Below are 18,892 nucleotides of genomic sequence, written 5' to 3' on the forward strand. Positions count from 1 at the left end.
GAAACTTGGACTGTCACCACCCGCGAAAGCGGGTGGTCCAGTAGACACAGGCGCCCGCGATCATCACTATCGTCAATGTGTACTGGATCGCCCGGTCGAGCCGGGCGATGACAATTGAGTTACTGATACGTCGCCACGATATCCGCCACCGCGCGCTCCAGCTGCTGCGCCGTCGCACATTGGCGCACCACATTGCAGAAGGTCGCATAGCGCGGCATCTCGGAATCGCCAAAGCCCCAGCTGACGCGCCCCTCCGGATTGAGCCAGACCAGCCGCTTCGAGCGCTCGCCGATCCGTTTCAGGATATCGGCGCGGGGATCGAGATTGTTGCTGCGGGCGTCGCCAAGCACGATCACCGTGGTCTGCGGCGTCACCGCGCTCATAAAATCCTTTTCGAAATCGGCGAAGGAGCGGCCATAGTCCGACGAGCCATAGCCCACGGAGGACATGATTTGCTTCATCGCCTCTTCCGGCTTGTTGTTCTCCAGCATGGCGCTGACCTCGATCAGGTTGCCGGAGAAGGCGAAGGAGCGCACATCCGACACTACCTCATGCAGGCTGTGGATCAGCAGCAGGAAGAAGTCCGACACCTGCGCCACCGAGCCGGAGACGTCGCAGATCGCCACGATCTTAGGCTTGTCGCGATGACGGCGCTTCCAGGCTGTCAGAAACGGCACGCCGCCCCAGGCGGCATTGCGGCGGATGGTGCGGCGGACATCGAGATGGCCGCGGCGCTGGCGCTTGCGCGGCTTGCTGAAACGCTCGCGCAGGCGGCGCGCGATCTGCCGGATCAGCACGCGCATCTGCGCGATCTGGCGCTGCTCCAGCCGGGCCATCGGCGCACTGCGCAGGATCTCGTTGCGCAGCGCCTCGGTCTCCTCGCGGCCGTAAAGCAGCAGCGCCTGCGCCACCATTTCGCTGACGGTCTCGCGCAAACTGCCGAGGCCTGCCGTCAGCCGTTCGGCATCAGCGGAATTACGAGCATTGAGCGCGTCGATATCGTCGCGCAATCGGGTGATGCCGATCTGCTCCAGCACGCGGCTCGCAAACAGGCCGCGCTGGGTGAAGACACGGATATTGCTGAGGCCGGAGGCGTTGGCCGCATCCGACAAAGCGGCCGTGATCGCCGCGCGGTCCTGCGCCAGCAACATCTGCGCGAGCGCGCCGAGTTCGACAGTGGTCTGCGCGAGCGGCTCGCCTGAGGCAGGCGTTGCCGGGCTGTCCGCAGCCCCGTCGCCCTCGTCGCCACTGCCATCGCCGGCATCGCCATCGTCGTCATTCGCCGCCGGCGGCGCCTCGAAATCGGGATGCGTGAAGAATGCATCGAAGCAGGCCGCGAGCGCCGCCTTCTCCTCGCCGGATTTCGCCATGGTCAGCAGCAGCACATCGCGCAGGATGGCACGATCACCCGGCCCCACTTCGGCAGCAGCCCGCATCGCATCGATGCTTTCGGCAGGCGAGATTCTCACCCCGGCGCCCCGCGCCGCCCGAAAGAAGCGATGCAGCACTTCGCGCATCAGACCCGATCCCTCTCAGCCGTCATTGCGAGGAGCGTAGCGACGAAGCAATCCAGCTCTTGGCTTTGTGGATTGCTTCTCTGCGCTCGCAATGACGGAGATGATCGCATCATCTTACCCGAACACGCCCTGTCGCCCCGACTGGGCGACAAAGGTGGAGACATTCGGCAGCGCCGCTTCGATATCGCCCTCATATTTCAGCAGGACATTCAGCGTGTCCTTCACCATCTCGGAACCAAGTTCGGAGGCGCCGAGCAGCACCAGCACCTTGGCCCAGTCGATGGTCTCGCTCACCGATGGCAGCTTCTTCAGGTCCAGCGTACGCAACTGACTGACAAAGCCGACAAGCTGCTTGCGCAGCGTCGCGGACGCGTCGGGCACACGGGTTTCGACGATTCGCTCTTCCAGCTTTGGCTCGGGGAAGCCGATATGCAGATGCAGGCAGCGGCGTTTCAAGGCATCGCCGAGATCGCGCTCGCCATTGGAGGTGAGGATCACCGTGGGCGGCACGATGGCGGCAATGGTGCCGAGCTCGGGAATCGTGACCTGGAAGTCGGACAGGATTTCCAGCAACAGCGATTCGAATTCGGCATCGGACTTATCGATCTCGTCGATCAGCAGCACGCAGCCTTTCGGCTGCTCGAGCGCGCGCAACAGCGGTCGCGGCTCGACGAACTCTTTCGAGAAGAACACGTCCCCGAAGGCATGCAACTGATCCAGCGCCTTGGCGAGCGTATCGGCATCGCCCAGCACTTCGCCGAGCTTGTCCTTCAGGATCTGCGTGTAAAGCAGCTGCTTGGCGTATTTCCACTCATACAGCGCCTTGGCCTCGTCGAGGCCCTCATAGCATTGCATGCGGATCATCTCGAGGCCGCGCGAGGCAGCGATGGCTTTTGCCAATTCGGTCTTGCCGACGCCGGCCGGCCCTTCGACCAGGATCGGCTTCTCGATCTTCTCGGCGAGATAGACCGCGGTGGAGATCTGCCGGCTGGCGATATAGCCGGCCGAGGCGAGATCGCGTTCAACGGCTTCGATCGATGCGGACGAACTGGTGGTCACGGCCAAGCGCTTCACTCCGGATTTCGCATGCTGGAATAAGCGGCCTAGCCGTGATCAAACCAGCTTTCCGTTGTGCTACGTGGTTCAGGCGGGAACGTCCAGCGCCCTTGTAGGATGGGTTGAGCGCAGCGAAAACCCATCACGGCCGGGCGCTTGAGGTGATGGGTTTTCGCTACGCTCAACCCATCCTACGGCCGCGGCGCATCGCTCACTTGCGGCTGCTGGATGCCTGGCAATTGAGCGCCTTGCGGTAACCGGCCGCGCGGGCGTCGTCCTCGCTGCAGAACCAGCGATCCGGTTTCGGCTGGGTGGCATAGTTCTGACATTGCGGGATCAGATAGACGCCGACATTGCCCGTGAGCTTGGCACGGCGCACCTGCTTTGCGCGGATATTGCAGCCGGACGGCATCGGCAGATCGGCCGGGAACAGGGCTGCACGCAGCGCCTTCTCATTGGCCGGCGGACAGGAGGCGCCTTGCAGTTTGGCATCCGCCGTCTTGGCGCGGAAATCAGCGGGCGTAACGAAACAGCCGCGCCACAGCCCCTGCCGCTTGTCGCGGGCTGCGGCTTCATCCGCCTGGAAACTCGCTTTGGCGCCCGCCTTGGCCGGCGCTTCGATGCTGATGCCATAACCCGACTGGATCATCGCCTGATTGAGGCTGAGCGTTTCACCCGCGACCGTGCAGATGCCGGCGCGGCGGTTCTGGTAGATCTTGTCCTCGCCAAAATCCTCGCAACGCACCTCGCGTTTGTTGATCAGCTTGGCCAGCCGGTCGCGCGCATCGGCGCCGCAGGTCCAGTTGTCGGCGTGCTCATCCACACAGGGCTGATCCATCTCCGGCGCATCCACGCCCGCGAGCTTGTAGGCGACACTGCCGATCTGGATGGTGTCGCCATCCTTGACGATGGCCTCGGCAGCGATTGCGGGAGTGGTCAACAGCAGGAACAGCAGAGGCAGGATGCGCATCGATCTCGTCTCATGAGGAACAAGACCAGTCCTATCAGGCCGCCACCAGCAGCGCCACGCCCATGACGATCAGGACCACGCCGGCAAGTTCGCGCGCCGAGGGCGTCTGCTTGAACGAATAATAAGCCACCGCCTGCGCGAAAAGCACCTCGACCAGCGCCAGCGTGCGCACATTGGCCGCCGCGGTGAGCGCGAAAGCCAGGAACCAGAATTGCGACGCCGCGGCACCTGCGAAGCCCGCCAGCATCGACGGACGCCACAGGCCGAGAATATTGCGCAGGATCACCGGTTCGCGCAGCAGCAGATAGGCGGTCAGGATCGCCGTCTGCACGAACAGCGACCAGGCCAGCGCATAGGACGCCGCGGTGACGAAGCTCACATCGGGCACCGTGATGATGGCGCCGCGAAAACCGACGGCCGACAGAGCGAAGCCCGCAGCGGCAACGAGTCCCAGCATGATCGGGCGCAGATGACCGAGATCGCGCGTGGCGCGGGGACGCAACGCCGTCACGACAACGCCGGCAGTCGCGATCAGGATCGCGACCACCCGCAGCACCGTGAGATGATCGCCGAGAAACACGAAGCCGAAGATCGCGGTCTGGATCGCTTCGGTCTTGAGATAGGCCGTGGTGACCACGAAGGAGCGTTCGTTCATCGCCGCCAGCATCAGGCCGGTGGCAAAGATCTGGCTGAGCGCGCCGAGCAGCAGCCATGGCCAGAATTCCGTCGTGGGCCAGCCGACTTTATCGCCGGTGGCGACAATGATCACCGCGAAAAAGACCAGCGAGAACGGGAAGCCGAACAGGAAGCGGATATTGGTCGCGCCCCAGGTGCCGAGCGGCCCGGTCAGCGAGCGCTGCATGGCATTGCGCGCCACCTGCCCCAGCGAGGCAATGATGGTGAAGGGTATCCAAAGCGAGGCGATGGTGAACATGAGTCCGAAAGGGTCCGCGGGCGATGGCGCGGAACCTGACTGCGCCGCGCCGCAGGGTCAAGCCGCCTGCGCCCATGCCTGCGATGCGCCGCCGCTTACCAGACGAAGCGGACGACGCCCTTGCCGGCATGGCTGCGGGTGAGGCTGGAGAACTCGCCCTCATAGGTCACGGCGAAAGATAGACCGCTGCCAAGCATGACCTCTGCACTTGCACTGGTCAGCGCGGCATCAGGCGCCATCGCCGCACCGTTTACGATAAAGCTCGCGCCAGGCAGCGACTGGAACGACGCCTGCGCGACGCGGTCGCGGTTGAAGTCATGCGCCCAGGCGGCGCGCCCGCGCAGTGTCAGCAGCGCCCGGTCGAGGGCGAAGGATTGATCCATGCGCAGGCCAAGCTCGCTGCGGGTGGCGGTGACATTGCGCGCGGCATAGGCCAGCGCGAAATTATTGCCGCCGGAGACCAGCGTCTCCGCATAAGCAGGCAGATCGATATTGGTCGCCTGTCCTGCCGCGTAAGGCGTGACACCAACGCCGCCCAGCCACGACAGCATGCTGCGATGGCCGACCTCCACGCGCGCCGAAAGCGCATGCGCGGTGAAATTGGCGCGCAGCCGGTCCGCATCGATGATCGTCACGAGTCGTTCAGTGGTGACATTCTGCCAGCCATAAGCGAGCGCAGCCGAGATATAGGCCGGTCCCTCGTGATGCCTGACGAAGCCGCCGATCTGGAACAGATCGGAATGGCCGGTACCGAGATTGTCGGAGAGGCCGAAACTGGTGCCGCCGCCCGCCATCGCGAATCCGGCGAGGGTCTGCGGCGACAGCCAGCTATCGGCACCGACGGCAACGCCGCCGATCCGGCTGTTGCTGTGATGCGAGCCGACAACGCTGTTGCCATCGGTCGATTGCCCGCCGCCGAACCCGGCCGCCCAGACATTCCAGCGCGACTCGAAGACAGGCGCTGCCGGCGCCGCCTTGGTGATTGCGCCATAGGCGTCACGCCATGATGCAGCCGGACGCTCCGCAGATGCAAAGGCGCTGGATGCATTGCCGGATATCGCAAGCCCGCGATTGGCAGCGAATGGATCGGTCAGCACGCCCATGAACTGGGTCATCGCCTGCACCGTATTCTGCTGCACACCGGTCGAGAGTTCACCCGACGACTGGGTGAGGTCTTCCGGCGCCATGGCACCCAACGCATAGGGAATGCCGCCATGGGTGCCGAAATACGTGTTCAGCGACGCGGCGATGTTGTTCTGGTTGATGTTGAGTCCTGTCAGCTTCAGATCGACATTGAGATAGACGTTGTTGGCGTCATAGCTTAGCGTCGAGACGAAGGACGGCGGCTCGTCGCTATAGACACCGCTGCGGAACGTGCCGGACACGCCGCCTGCCGCATTCAAGATCGTATAGCGCTCGCGTACAAAGGCCGCGGGATCGAAACTGACACGCACCGTCGCATTGCCGAGCGTCGCGACGCCGGTGATATTGGTGCGATCCGCCGACGCGCCGGACACTTCCACCATGTAGCTCGCAGCCGATGCAAAAGTGAGATTGCCCTGCACGGTGAGCAGCCCGACTGAATTGCCGGGCGACAGCATGCCGCCATCAGCGACCTGCGTCGTGCTGACGACGCCATTGCCGCCCAGCGTCGCACCGCGCTCCACACTCACGAGCGACGACGATGCGATCGAGCCGTTGACACTGAGCGTGCCGGCGGTGACGTCCGTCGCGCCCGTATAGGTGTTGAGGCCATCCAGCCGCGTGATGCCGACGCCCGACTGCGTGAACGAACCGACGCCCGAGATCGCCCCGGCCAATGTGAGCAGGCCGTCACGCCTGGCGATCAGCGCGCCATTATTGATGACATCGCCGATGATGGAGCCTGCCAGCCCGCCATCGCCGATCTGCAGGGCGCCCTGGGTGATCATGGTGCCGCCGCTATAATGATTATCGCCGGTCAGGATCGTGGTGCCGGGACCGACATTGCGGAACTGGCCGGTGCCGCTGATCGTGCCGCCGAATGTGTAGACGTCGGAGCGCTGCACCTGCAGTGTTCCGTTATTGACGACATCGCCGAGGATCGAGCCGCCATTGCTCAGCTGCAATGTGCCATTCGCGATCAGCGTGCCGCCGCTATAGGTGTTGGTGTTGGTGAGCACGGTGATGCCGCCGCCCATGTGAACCAGCGCACCGGAGCCTGAAATGATATCGGTGTAGCTCCAGGTGTCCGCGCGGTTGAACGCCAGCACACCATTGTTGATGACATTGCCCGACAGCGTGCCCGTCACGCCGCCATTACCGACCTGCAGCGTGCCGGCAGTGATCACCGTGCCGCCGCCGGGAACCGACGCCCCGGCCAGCACCAGTGTGCCCGCGCCGTCCTTGGTCAGGGTGCCGGGTCCGAGAACATTGCCCGTGGTCGAGAATGTGGTGCCGAACAGCGTGTCGATCGTGCCGCTGCCGGCCAGCTGGATCGCGCGCGACGATGCGATATCGCCCAGCGTGAACAGTCGGCCGCCGGAGAGCGTGAGAGTCCCGGTCCCGAGATTGGCATCCGCAGAGATGGCAACGGTGCCGCCGGCAACCGTCGTGCCGCCCGTATATGTATTCGTGCCCGACAGCAGCAGCGTGCCGCTGCCGGTTTTCACGACACTGCCACCGATCCCGCTGATGGTGCTTGCGATCACCGTATCGCCGGCCTGATCGAGCGTCAGCTTTGCACTGCTGAGCGCGATCTCGCCGCCGAAGCCGATCAGGGACCGCGTCGTCGTATCATAGCCATTGAGATCGAGCTTGCCGCCATAGACGACGACGTCGCTGCCATTGGGGAGCGCACCGAAATTGCCAAGCTGCAGCGTGCCGGCTTCGAGCACCGTGCCGCCGGTCCAGCCGTTGACCTGGGTCAGCACCAGCGCACCGGCACCGGTTTTGATCAGGCTGCCTGCGCCTGACACTGTATTGGTGAAGATCAGCGACGTCCCCGCATCGGTGTCGATTTCACCGATCCCGAGCAGCGACACATTGCGCGTCCAGCTGATATTGCCGGTCGTATGCAGGATGCCGTTGTCGAAGGTCAGACTACCGCTGCTGCCGAGATTGGCGTCCGACGAAATCTGCAGCGTGCCGCCGCTGATGGTCGTGCCGCCGGTATAGGTGCTGGTGCCCGCGAGCACGAGCGTGCCGCCGCCGGTCTTGTTGATGCCGCCCGCACCCACGATCGGCGCCGAGATCGTCGCGCTCTCATTGGCCAGCACGCGGAGTTCGCCGATCCCGTCGCTGCCATCGAAGGCGGTCGGCCGCAACACGCCGCCGGCCCCCGCCACGAGGCTGTATGTGCCGCCGGCAAATTGCAGTCCGGCGAAGGACTGGCTGCCCTCGATGCTTACCGTGTCGCCGATGCCGCGGAACACGCCGTATTTGCTGCCCCACGGCGCAGGCACGATGCCGCCGATCGTGTTGAACCAGCTGTTGCTCGTGCTGGTCCAGGGCCCGGCGCCATGGACCCAGGTCTGCAGCACATTCACGCCATCCGGAATGACCACGAGATCGACCGCCTGGGCGATCTGGGTATCGACGGCATAGATCACGTCGAACGGCCCCGAATCCGGCGGCGTCCGTCCCAGCACCATCGTATCTCCGGGCGCAGGACCAGCCCCCGTATAGGTCATCATGCGGTAGTAGCCGATGGCCGGCTCGCCCGACGCATCGACATTCAACGTCGCTCCGGCCAGGGCGAGATCGCCATTGACCCTCACCGTCGCCGATGTGGTGGAGCCGCCGATCGATGAATGGCCGAGATGAAAGTCAAAGGCGCCGCCGGGCGACAGCGTGAGATTGCCGTTCACCGTCAGCTCACCGCTGCCATTCGGCGCCAGCGTGCCGCCCTGCGCGACGGTGACATGGCCCACCGTTCCGTTGCCGCCGAGCCTGCCATTGTCGCCCACCGTGGTGGTGCCACCGGTCAGCCCCGCGACCTGCAAACTCGCATTGCGGATCGTCGTGTCCCCGGTGAAGCCGGCGCTGCGGCCGGACAGCACCGTGGTGCCGCCGAGCACATTGATCACGCCGTTGCCGCTGATCACATTGTTGAAGAGATAGTCGCTGCCGGTGTGGTTGAAATTCAGTGCGCCCTGATGTGCCAGCACAACGGTGCCGCTGATACTGCCGGCCGCCCGTGCAGCCGTGCCCGCATCCGCGCCGATGGTGAGTGCACCGCCGATGCCGAGATCGCCGACATAGACCGTGCCCGCTTTGGCCACGCCGCCATTGCTCACCGAGAGCGCGCCGAAGGATTGCGCGCCGATTTTCAGGACCCGCGCATCGAGCACGGCGCCGGCGCCATCGATCTCCACGCGGCCGGTCGCGACGCGTGTTGAGTCATTGCCGATCGAGGCCGTCGCCGCCGTCACGTGGCCGCCTGCGACCAGCAGCGTGCCATTGCCGCGATAGCCGATGAAGAGATTGGTGTTGAGCCACGAGGCGCCTCCGCCCAGCACGGTCACAAAGGCATTGCTGCCGTCGCTATAGCCGACATAGCCATTGGCCGTGGTGAGTTTCGTCGCGCCGCTGAAAACCAGCCCGCCGCCATTGGCCTGCAGGTCCCCGGTAAACGCCGTCGGCGTTCCCGACACGGTCCAGTCACCCGGCCCGTTCTTTTCGAAGATGCCGAACCCCTGATACTGCGCACCCACGCCCGACAGGTCGAATGTCCCGTTCGTCGAACCGCCGAGGGCGAGTGTATCCGGCCGCCCGCGATTGCCGGCGGCGATGACATTGCCGCTGATCTGCGATCCCGCTTGCAATTCGAGCCGGTTGCCGCCGCTGGCGAACAGGATCGCCGCAGCGGTTGCCGCGCCGTCGCCGCTCGTCCCGCCGGCAATGCTGCCCGCATTGACGATGGTGACGCCGCCGGACAGATTCCCGGCATTGATGCCCGCGCCGCCGGCGCCGGCCGCCGCATCATTGGCGCCCACGCCGCCATTGCCGCCCTGGATCACGGCGCCATGGTCGATGGTGATCCGTTGCGATCCACCGAGCTGCAAACCATCGCCGCCGACACCGCCACGGCCATCCGCACCGGAACGTCCGGGATCATTGGGCGGCAGCGAATAGCCGTAATCATCGCCCGGCTGACCGCCCGCGCCGCCGGCCCCGCCATTGCCGCCAGTGCCACCGGCGATGCGCATCCCCGACCCGATCTGGGTCGATACATTGAAGCCCAGCCACGCACCCGCGCCACCGGCGCCGCCCTGTCCACCGCCGCCGCCATTGCCGCCCGCGCCGGGATAATAATTGATGCCGGAGCACACCCCATGCTCGTCGCAGGTCTGCGTCGAATAGGCGCGCGATCCCTGGCCGCCGTCACCACCATTGCCGCCGTTGCCGCCATTGCCACCGACGACGCTGCCCTGGGTCCAGACATGGATACCCGCGGCATTCGTCACCACGCCATATCCGCCGCCGCCACCGCCGCCGCCGCCACCGCCGGCTGCACCATCCGACGTGAACGGAATCGGCGGGAAGATCGGCGCCAGCGTGCTCCAGCCGCCCGTGCCGCCATGGCCGCCCTTGCCACCGGCGACACCTGACACGGACAGATTGTTCACCGTCCCCGGCGTCGTGATGATCAGACCGGTGGCGCCGCCGCCCCCGCCGCCACCGCTGCCGCCGTCGTGGCCGGGCGGATCGAATTCGGCAACGCCATGCGCTCCGTTGCAGCCATCATTGCCGTCCCGATGAGCGACCGCGTGACGCTTGGCCGAACCGCATTGATGAGTCTGGAAAGGCGCATCGCTGGTGCCGCCATCGCCACCGCCCTTCTTGTGGGCGCCGCTACCGCCTTTGCCCCCCGTACTGCCCGCGGCAGAGGATTGATTGCTGCCGGCTTCCGCGCCGCCACCGCCACCACCTCCGCCGCCATTCGTCAGAGTGCCATAGGCTGCCACGCCGCCTGCGATGGGCTTGCTGATTCCGTGCGCGCCACCGGCGCCGCCCTGGCCAGATACTTGCTGCTGCGCATGGAGGGCTTGCGGCATCAGCAGCGGCGCAAGCATGAAGGCCGATCCGGCCAACATGCGCAGGATCGCAAGATCGGATGCAGATGCGCGCAGCCGGCGCGTCATGATCGCGCGATCCCGCTCATGGCCCGGTCAGCCACGACGCAAGCGACATGTGATTCGCCAATCTTCATTCCCGGAGCCCCGGCCCGCGCAACGATGCGCATCCCGCCCCAACAGGCACGCGATCACACGGGTGTTCGCAATGATGGATCGACGAAACGACGCGCGGGTTCGACGAACGTCCTGCGCGTTTTGCAGCTATTGAATCGCAACAACACCTCGCGCCTGAAATCCGTCACCCGCGAGCGATCGTAATGATTTCTTAACTATACATTGAGCGCTGATCGAAGTGTAGCTGCACGACGTCAGATGCCCAGACGCGCGCGCAATTCGGCGCGTCCGGCACGCGACACCGGCCAGAGATCGCTGACCTCATGCACACGCAATTGCCACGCGCCACTGTCGCGCCGCTCGACATCGCGCACGAATTGATGATTGACCACCGCCGTGCGATGGATGCGCACGAAGCCGCTAGCCGGCAGCAGGCCGAGCCATTGCGTCAGCGTACGCAGATCGAGTGCCATCGTCCCGTCGGTGAGCCACACTTCGGTATAGTCCTTCGACGATCGCAAACCGACGATCTCCGCCAGCGGCGTGCCACGCACGCCATTCGCACGGCGAAGATAGATCAGCGCCCCCGGTGCCGATGACAGTTCACCGCTGACCAAATCAAGCCGCGGCGTCGCATAGCGCGCAGCCGCAATCAGCTCCGCGCAGTCGAACAGCTCGGCGATCTCCGCGCGCCATCGCCGTGGAGCCTCCACCGCATCGAAGCCGATGCAGGCCATCAGCCGGCCATCATGAAACATGGGCACGCTGAGCACGCTCTTGTTGCTCTGGCGCATGAACTCGGCGCGCAGTGGCCCGGCGCTGCGCGGCAGCGCCTCGATATCGTTGATCATGACAGCCTGTCCCGCCACCAGATGCTGGTGCAGCCAGCCGATCATGGTGAGAGGCACATTCTGCAGATCCTGCACGAACGAGCCCGCGCTGCCGCGACTCCATTCATGGGTGTTGCGAAAGCGCAGATGATCGGCGTCGTATTCGAACATCCAGGCGCGATCAGCACCGGCGCTGGTACCGATCGCCTGCAGGATCATTGCGATGGCCGCATCGAGCGGCTGGGTGAGCAGAGCGCGCGCCGCCTCGAACACCCAGCGCCGTGACGACGCCAACGCGCCGTCATCGCGGCTGACGAATTCCCAGGGCGGCGTTGGATCGAACGACAATTGCAATGCTCACAGCGAGGCTCGGCAAAAATTATCCGAGCGCGGCGGTATCAGCAACGGACCAATCCGGGTGAAGGTGCAGCCATTCCCGCATATCCATGAACGCTTTCATCTTGGGCAGATGCCTGCGGATCGACCGCACAAGTCGCATTGCGGCGCGCGCATTTGACGATACAGTCATGCCAGGTGCATTCGGAGACTGCCGGATCATGCTGCGATTACTGCCTGTCGTCCTCGCCACGCTCGGCTGGCTTGCCACGCCCGCGCTCGCACAGACCGCGCCGCGCGGCAGCGAGTGTCTGGCAATGGCCACACGGCCACCACTCGCCATTCCCGTCAGCCTGCGGCGTACGGCCGCCAAGGCGGATGAAGTCACCATCACCTATGCCGGGCACTCCACCTATTACATCGACACGCCCGGCGGCGAGACCATCGCCACAGATTACAACGGTGTCTACAAGCTCGATCGCGTCCCCACCGTCGTGACGATGAACCGTGCGCACAGCACGCATTACACGCTGCATCCCGACCCGCGCATCAAGACGGTGCTGCATGGCTGGGGCGAAGGCGCACAGCCCGCACAGATCCACGAGCGTATCGGCGACGTGCTGATCCGCAATGTCACCACCGACATCCGCCGTTATGTGGGCGACGACTCCGGCGGCGAGATGATGAAGGACGGCAATTCGATCTTCATCTTCGAGGTCGCCGGCCTGTGCATCGGCCATCTCGGCCACCTCCACCACAAGCTCGATGAAAGCCATTTTGCCGCGATCGGCCGGCTCGACATCGTGATGGTGCCGATCGACGGCAGCTATACGATGTCGCTCGACGGCGTCTCCGACATCACCAAGCGCCTGCGCGCCTCCGTCGTGCTGCCGATGCACCGCTTCATGACGCCGCTCAGCGATTTCATGCAGAAGATCGGCCAGAGTTTTGCCATCGACCAGCGCAGCGCAAGGACGCTGACCATGTCGCTGAACGCACTGCCGAGAGCGCCGACGGTGATCATCTTGGATGGGGTGTAGTCAGGGCGGATGCTCCAGACTGTGTCGTTGCCCGGCTTGACCGGGCAACCCAGTACACACTGGCGTCTCGGATAAAGCTGCCCGGCGCGTGTCTACTGGATCGCCCGCTTTCGCGGGCGATGACAGTTGGAGTGGATTTGTTCTATCTTTGTTCTTGACAAAATTCCCATAGCCACCATTATCCCTCCCGTCTCGTTCGCGAGGGGCGCTCTCATGAGGCGTCTTTTGGGCGGAACGTGGATGCGGCGCCTGCGGGCTTGAGGCAAACGCAGCCTCTCGCACTCGGGTGGTCGAGGGTCACCGTCCGGCCCCACTACGGGGGTCTGCCGCTAGCGCGGCTGGACGTGGTGCGGGTGAAGGCGGAGAAATCCGTCGGATGGCTTCAATGGAAGCGCCCAGTACCCGGAAGAACGGTCCTTCGGCTAGCAAGACGTCGCGGTGGCGCGCCGTAAGGCGTTGCGCGGCTCAGGTTTGCTGGCGATCCAGCAGGCAGGAGCAGCGTCCAGTCCCACCCAGTGCGCCTTGCGGCGTGCCACCTCCCCTCATGTCTCGGGGGGAGACCTGCTCACACCTCGGACGCCACAGGCGCCGCGAGAACGCGGACTCATGATTTCAGGAATGACGGGGCTGTTTGACAGGTTGATCAGGACGTCCCGCACCGGCAGGAGTGCTCCCTCCCCCAAGCGGCGCAGCGGCGCAGCGGGGAGGGCCGGGGTGGGGTCTATCCCCACGTGACGTCGGAGTTTGCGGAAGCACCCCACCCGTCTCGAAGCTCGCTGAACGCTCGCGTCTCACCACCCTCCCCGCTGCGCCGCGTCGCGGCTTGGGGGAGAGCGAAGAAGCGCGTCACACCTCTTCCGCCACCACCATGTAATTCACACCCATATCGCCTGAGATCGACCAGCGATCCGCAAGCGGATTGTAGCTCACACCGGCCTGCTCGGTGATCCCCAACTTGTTGCGCTCGAGATGCTTCGCCAGTTCGTCCGGCGTCACGAACTTCTCCCACTGATGCGTGCCGCGCGGCAGCCAGCGCAGGACATATTCGGCAGCGACGATGCCGAGCGCAAAGCTCTTGAAATTGCGGTTCAGCGTCGAGACGACCATCAAGCCGCCGGGCTTCATCATCGACGCACAGCGATCGAGGAAGGCGCCGACATCCACCACATGCTCGACGACTTCCATCGCCAGCACGATATCGAAACGCTCGTTCGGATCGAGTTCTTCCACGGTGGTGCAGCGATAGTCGATCGCCAGCTTGCTCTTTTCCGCATGCAAATTGGCCGCGGCGATATTGGTTGCCGATGGATCGATACCCGTCACCTGTGCGCCGAGCCGGGTAAACGGCTCACACAGCAAACCCGCACCACAGCCGATATCGAGCAGGCGCAAGCCATCAAGGCAATTCAGGCTGCGCGCATTGCGGTCGAACTTGCGGCAGGCGGCGTCGCGGATGAAGGACAGCCGCAGCGGATTGATCTTGTGCAGCGGCGCCATTTTGCCGCGCGGATCCCACCACTGCTCGGAGAGTTTTGAAAATTTTTCGATCTCCGCCGCATCGACGGAAGCGGCGGAGGCATCGGCGAAAGGGGTGTCTGTGGTCATGATAAAAGTCTATCGCGCTGTGATGTGGCTGCGGAATGCGAGCGGCGAAGCGATCAGTTCGATCTTCTGCTCGTCGTCGCCCATATTCTCGATGATGACATTGCCATAGTTCAGAATGCGTCCGGGGATGCTTTGATCCACGCTGACGCTGGCAACCTTGTCGATACTGATCTCAAAGGTGCGGCGGGTGATGAATCCTTCCTTGTGAACCACCCGCAAAGTGGTCACATCGGTCTCCGTGGTCCAGCGGCGGAACCAGGCGACGACCGTAAAGTAAAACGCCACCACGGCGATCACGCCCGCAGCGACAAGCCCCGCCAGCGTCAGTGCCGGATTCACCCCGGAGCCCACGAACAGCACGGCAGCCACGATCCAGCCCAGAATGCCCTTCCAGTACACGACCCAGTGCAGGTTGCTGGAATACAGCACCTTTTCGCCCGGCTGCAGGATATCGTCGATATAGCGTCCCATATGCCGTCCGAACTGCCTATCTTGGGGCTTTCTAAGCGGGTTCGGGGCGGGTTGCTTGCCCCCACACGCGCCGCTATGTATACGCGCCTTTTCGCCCGCTCGCGTCGCGCGCGCGGTATCTTTACCCACTGTCGCCAGGGAATGCACCACTCGTCATGGGCCGTCTCGTAATGAAGTTCGGCGGTACGTCCGTCGCCAATATCGATCGCATCCGCAACGTCGCGCAGCACGTCAAACGCGAAGTCGATGCCGGTCACGAGGTTGCGGTCGTGGTGTCGGCGATGTCGGGCAAGACCAATGAGCTGGTCGCCTGGTGCACCGATGTCTCGCCGATGTATGACGCGCGGGAATATGACGCCATCGTCGCCTCCGGCGAATTGGTGACCGCGGGCCTGCTGGCGATCGCGCTGCAGACCATCGGCATCGAGGCGCGCTCCTGGCAGGGCTGGCAGATCCCGATCAAGACCTCCGACGCCCATGCCTCGGCCCGGATCGACGAGATCGACGGCGAGAAACTCATCACCCGCTTCAAGGAGCGCAAGGAAGTGGCCGTCATCGCCGGCTTCCAGGGTATCCACGAAGCCACCGGCCGCGTCACCACGCTCGGCCGCGGCGGTTCCGACACCTCGGCCGTGGCCATTGCCGCCGCCATCAAGGCGGATCGCTGCGACATCTATACGGACGTCGATGGCGTCTACACCACCGACCCCCGCGTCGTGCCCAAGGCGCAGCGCATGAACAAGGTGGCATTCGAAGAAATGCTGGAACTGGCCTCGCAGGGCGCCAAGGTGCTGCAGGTCCGCTCCGTCGAGCTCGGCATGACCCACAATATGCCGATCTTCGTCCGCTCCAGCTTTGACAAACCCGAAGATATCGACCCGCACGGCACGCCGCCGGGCACGCTGATCTGCAGCGAGGAGGAAATCATGGAAAGCCACGTCGTCACCGGAATCGCCTTTTCCAAGGACGAGGCCCAGATTTCCGTCCGCCAGATCGAAGACAAGCCGGGCGTCGCCGCCTCGATCTTCGTGCCGCTGGCCGATGCGAACATCAATGTGGACATGATCGTCCAGAACGTCTCGGAAGACGGCAAGACCACGGACCTCACCTTCACCGTGCCGGCCACCGATTATGCCCGCGCCAAGGAGACCATCACGGCCGCCAAGGGCAAGATCGGCTTCGCCCGCATCGACAGCGCCACCGATGTCGCCAAGGTGTCGGTGATCGGCTCGGGCATGCGCAGCCATGCCGGCGTCGCGGCCCAGGCTTTTGCCGCGCTCTCCGAGAAGCAGATCAATATCCGTGCGATCACCACGTCGGAAATCAAGTTCTCGGTGCTGATCGATGCCGCTTACACGGAACTGGCGGTGCGCACGCTGCACACGCTGTACGGTCTCGATAAAGCGTAGAAAATTTTTCCTGAAACATCCCGCTTTTTAATGTGAACGGGATGTTTCTCGTCTGGCAGGCGTTTTGCTTGGCAAAACAAGCCTCAAACCGGTATACGCCCTTATTAGGGGCAACCGTATCGGTTGAGGGCGCCGTTTCGGACAATCTGATTCGGTTTCCACGGTCGCGCCTGTTTGCGCAGCCGCGCAAATGCTATTGATTTCTGAGGTTTAGCGCCAGCGCACGATTGTCCGCGCACTGGCCTCGCGGGGAGGGTGTCGGCACATGCGGAGCGCGTCGGGCGGCCCCCGAGTCTTGCTGAGACGGCTCCGTGAAGTCATGGCGGAGCAGGTCAGCGCTCAGGAGCGTCTCGACAAGATCGTGGTGCTGATCGCCGCCAATATGGTGGCCGAAGTCTGCTCCACTTACGTGCTGCGCGTCGATAACACGCTCGAACTCTACGCCACCGAAGGCCTCAACCGCGAAGCCGTGCATCGCACGGTGCTGAACGCGCATGAAGGCCTCGTCGGCCTGGTGTCGTCGGAAGCGACGCCGCTCAATCTCAACGACGCGCAAAGCCATCCGGCCTTCGCCTTCCGCCCGGAAACCGGCGAAGAAATCTATCACTCGTTCCTCGGTGTGCCGATCCTGCGCGCGGGCAACACGCTCGGCGTGCTGGTGGTGCAGAACCGCGCCAAGCGCACTTATGTCGAGGAAGAAGTCGAGGCACTGCAGACCACGGCGATGGTGCTGGCGGAGATGATCGCCTCGGGCGAACTCTCGGCATTGGCACAGCCCGGCGCAGAGCCTGCCGCACGGCATTCGATCCACAAGACCGGCGCCATTCTCTCCGACGGCATCGCACTCGGCCACGTCGTGCTGCACGAGCCACGCGTCGTCATCACCAATTACATCGCCGAAGACCTGCCGAAGGAAATCAAGCGGCTCGATACGGCGCTGACGAAACTGCGCGCCGATCTCGACCGCATGCTGGAGCGCGGCGACGTCGCCGAGAGCGGCGAGCATCGCGATGTGCTCGAAGCCTATCGCATGTTCGCCAATGACCACGGCTGGTCGCACAAGCTGCATGAAGCCGTGGCCACTGGTCTCACTGCGGAAGCAGCCGTCGAGCGCGTGCAGTCCGACACCCGTGCGCGCATGCTGCGCTCGACCGATCCCTATCTGCGCGACCGCCTGCATGATCTCGAGGATCTCGGCCATCGCCTGATGCGCCAGCTGGTCGGCCAGGATCATGCGCCGTCGCGCGAACAGATGCCGGACAATGCGATCCTGATCGCCCGTGCGATGGGCCCTGCCGCATTGCTCGACTACGACCGCAAGAAGCTACGCGGCCTTGTGCTGGAAGAAGGCACCGCGAATTCGCACGTCTCCATCGTGGCGCGCGCGCTCGGCATTCCAGCCCTTGGCGAAGTCGCCAATGCGCCGGGCATTGCCGATCCCGGCGATGCGATCATCGTCGATGGCACATCCGGCTCGATCTATATCCGCCCGTCGCAGGAAATCGAATCCGCCTATGCCGAGCGCGTGCGCTTTCGCGCCCGACGACAGGCGCAGTATTCGGCGCTGCGCGACAAGCCCTGCGTGACAAGGGACGGCGTGAAGGTCGATCTGCACATCAATGCGGGCCTGATCATCGATCTCCCGCATATCGACGACACCGGTTCGGCCGGCATCGGCCTGTTCCGCACCGAATTGCAGTTCATGGTGGGCGAAAGCCTGCCGCGCTCCAGCGATCAGTTGCAGCTCTATCGCGCCGTGCTCGACGCTGCCGGCTCGAAGCCCGTGACCTTCCGCACGCTCGATATCGGCGGCGACAAGGCGCTGCCTTACATGGAGACCGTGGTCGAGGAAAACCCCGCGCTCGGCTGGCGCGCGATCCGTCTCGGCCTCGATCGTCCGGGCCTTTTGCGCGGCCAGATCCGCGCGCTGCTGCGCGCCGGTGGCGGCCGCGCGTTGCGCATCATGTTCCCGATGATTTCGGAAGTCGCCGAATTCGATCAGGCCAAAGCGATCATCGAGCGCGAGCTGACCTATCTGCGCCAGCACGGTCATGCGCTGCCGGAGCGCATCGATGTCGGCACCATGATCGAGGTGCCCGCGCTGGTCTATCAGCTGGATGAGCTGCTGAAGAAGGTCGATTTCGTCTCGGTCGGCTCGAACGACCTGTTCCAGTTCCTGTTCGCGGTCGATCGCGGCAACTCGAAGGTCTCTGATCGCTTCGACACGCTGTCGGCGCCGATCCTGCGCGTGCTGCGCGAGATCGTGCAGAAGGGCGACGCCGCCAAGCGCCATGTCTCGCTGTGCGGCGAGATGGCCTCGCAGCCGATCGGCGCGCTCGCACTGGTGGGGCTTGGCTATCGCACGCTGTCGCTGTCGGCGACGGCGCATGGTCCGGTCAAGGCGCTGATCCTCGATCTGGATGCGAAGAAGATTCAAACCGAGATAACCAAGTGGCTCGACGCACCGTCGGGCAGCATTTCGATCCGGCAGAAGCTGACCGAATTTGCCGACGCAGAAGGCCTGTCGTTGTAGCGAGGCTCAGCCCGACGA

General features: G+C 64.2%; 11 protein-coding genes. 3 read left to right on the forward strand and 8 right to left on the reverse strand.

Translation table 11 applies throughout. The features are described 5' to 3' along the window. Positions 1-119 precede the first annotated feature (119 nt). The 6 genes from ACIQ2A_RS01945 to ACIQ2A_RS01970 all read right to left on the reverse strand — a co-directional run bounded on the left by ACIQ2A_RS01945 (position 120) and on the right by ACIQ2A_RS01970 (position 11,828). A complete protein-coding gene (locus ACIQ2A_RS01945) occupies positions 120-1,517 on the reverse strand; it encodes a VWA domain-containing protein (protein ID WP_398475165.1) in 1,398 nt (465 codons plus the stop codon). A 114-nt stretch (positions 1,518-1,631) separates the two neighbouring features. Further along, a complete protein-coding gene (locus ACIQ2A_RS01950) occupies positions 1,632-2,582 on the reverse strand; it encodes an AAA family ATPase (protein WP_398475167.1) in 951 nt (316 codons plus the stop codon). Positions 2,583-2,784: 202 nt separating this feature from the next. Continuing rightward, entirely contained in the window at positions 2,785-3,543 is a 759-nt protein-coding gene (locus tag ACIQ2A_RS01955; RefSeq protein ID WP_398475169.1) for a thermonuclease family protein, read from the reverse strand. A 34-nt stretch (positions 3,544-3,577) separates the two neighbouring features. Then, positions 3,578-4,477 (reverse strand): DMT family transporter, encoded by a 900-nt coding sequence (locus ACIQ2A_RS01960; protein ID WP_398475171.1) that lies wholly within the window; start codon positions 4,475-4,477, stop codon positions 3,578-3,580. A gap of 95 nt (positions 4,478-4,572) precedes the next feature. After that, positions 4,573-10,602, reverse strand: a complete 6,030-nt coding sequence (locus tag ACIQ2A_RS01965) for an autotransporter-associated beta strand repeat-containing protein (protein WP_398475173.1) — start codon at positions 10,600-10,602, stop codon at positions 4,573-4,575. 302 nt (positions 10,603-10,904) lie between these two features. Then, positions 10,905-11,828, reverse strand: coding sequence for a LytTR family transcriptional regulator DNA-binding domain-containing protein (locus tag ACIQ2A_RS01970; protein WP_398475175.1), 924 nt, complete (start codon positions 11,826-11,828; stop codon positions 10,905-10,907). A gap of 209 nt (positions 11,829-12,037) precedes the next feature. Here ACIQ2A_RS01970 and ACIQ2A_RS01975 point away from each other — a divergent pair, with 209 nt between their 5' ends. Continuing rightward, complete coding sequence (locus tag ACIQ2A_RS01975) at positions 12,038-12,856, forward strand: MBL fold metallo-hydrolase (RefSeq protein ID WP_398475177.1); 819 nt, start codon at positions 12,038-12,040, stop codon at positions 12,854-12,856. A gap of 846 nt (positions 12,857-13,702) precedes the next feature. Here the strand turns inward: ACIQ2A_RS01975 and ubiG are convergent. Further along, positions 13,703-14,461 carry a bifunctional 2-polyprenyl-6-hydroxyphenol methylase/3-demethylubiquinol 3-O-methyltransferase UbiG gene (gene ubiG / locus ACIQ2A_RS01980; protein WP_398475180.1) on the reverse strand — a complete coding sequence of 253 codons (759 nt, stop codon included), beginning with the start codon at positions 14,459-14,461 and terminating at the stop codon, positions 13,703-13,705. Between the two features lie 9 nt (positions 14,462-14,470). Beyond that, the gene (locus ACIQ2A_RS01985) at positions 14,471-14,932 is read right to left on the reverse strand and encodes a PH domain-containing protein (protein ID WP_398475182.1); all 462 of its coding nucleotides are present in this window, start codon (positions 14,930-14,932) and stop codon (positions 14,471-14,473) included. Positions 14,933-15,087: 155 nt separating this feature from the next. On the opposite strand from ACIQ2A_RS01985, the gene ACIQ2A_RS01990 reads away from it, so the two are divergent. Together ACIQ2A_RS01990 and ptsP are read left to right on the forward strand one after the other, a co-directional pair. After that, positions 15,088-16,341: an aspartate kinase gene (locus tag ACIQ2A_RS01990; protein ID WP_398475184.1), complete on the forward strand. Its 1,254-nt coding sequence runs from the start codon at positions 15,088-15,090 to the stop codon at positions 16,339-16,341. Between the two features lie 265 nt (positions 16,342-16,606). Next, entirely contained in the window at positions 16,607-18,874 is a 2,268-nt protein-coding gene (gene ptsP, locus ACIQ2A_RS01995) for a phosphoenolpyruvate--protein phosphotransferase (RefSeq protein ID WP_398475186.1), read from the forward strand. The last annotated feature ends 18 nt before the right edge of the window (positions 18,875-18,892 follow it).

It is taken from the genome of Tardiphaga sp. (assembly GCF_044336785.1).
Classification (GTDB): Bacteria; Pseudomonadota; Alphaproteobacteria; order Rhizobiales; family Xanthobacteraceae; genus Tardiphaga.

Coding starts and splice junctions, on each gene's coding strand:
- ACIQ2A_RS01945 (WP_398475165.1), bottom strand. CDS start 1,517: ATGCGCGAAGTGCTGCATCGCTTCTTTCGGGCGGCGCGGGGCGCCGGG.
- ACIQ2A_RS01955 (WP_398475169.1), bottom strand. CDS start 3,543: ATGCGCATCCTGCCTCTGCTGTTCCTGCTGTTGACCACTCCCGCAATC.
- ACIQ2A_RS01960 (WP_398475171.1), bottom strand. CDS start 4,477: ATGTTCACCATCGCCTCGCTTTGGATACCCTTCACCATCATTGCCTCG.
- ACIQ2A_RS01965 (WP_398475173.1), bottom strand. CDS start 10,602: ATGACGCGCCGGCTGCGCGCATCTGCATCCGATCTTGCGATCCTGCGC.
- ACIQ2A_RS01975 (WP_398475177.1), top strand. CDS start 12,038: ATGCTGCGATTACTGCCTGTCGTCCTCGCCACGCTCGGCTGGCTTGCC.
- ubiG (WP_398475180.1), bottom strand. CDS start 14,461: ATGACCACAGACACCCCTTTCGCCGATGCCTCCGCCGCTTCCGTCGAT.
- ACIQ2A_RS01985 (WP_398475182.1), bottom strand. CDS start 14,932: ATGGGACGCTATATCGACGATATCCTGCAGCCGGGCGAAAAGGTGCTG.
- ACIQ2A_RS01990 (WP_398475184.1), top strand. CDS start 15,088: ATGGGCCGTCTCGTAATGAAGTTCGGCGGTACGTCCGTCGCCAATATC.
- ptsP (WP_398475186.1), top strand. CDS start 16,607: ATGCGGAGCGCGTCGGGCGGCCCCCGAGTCTTGCTGAGACGGCTCCGT.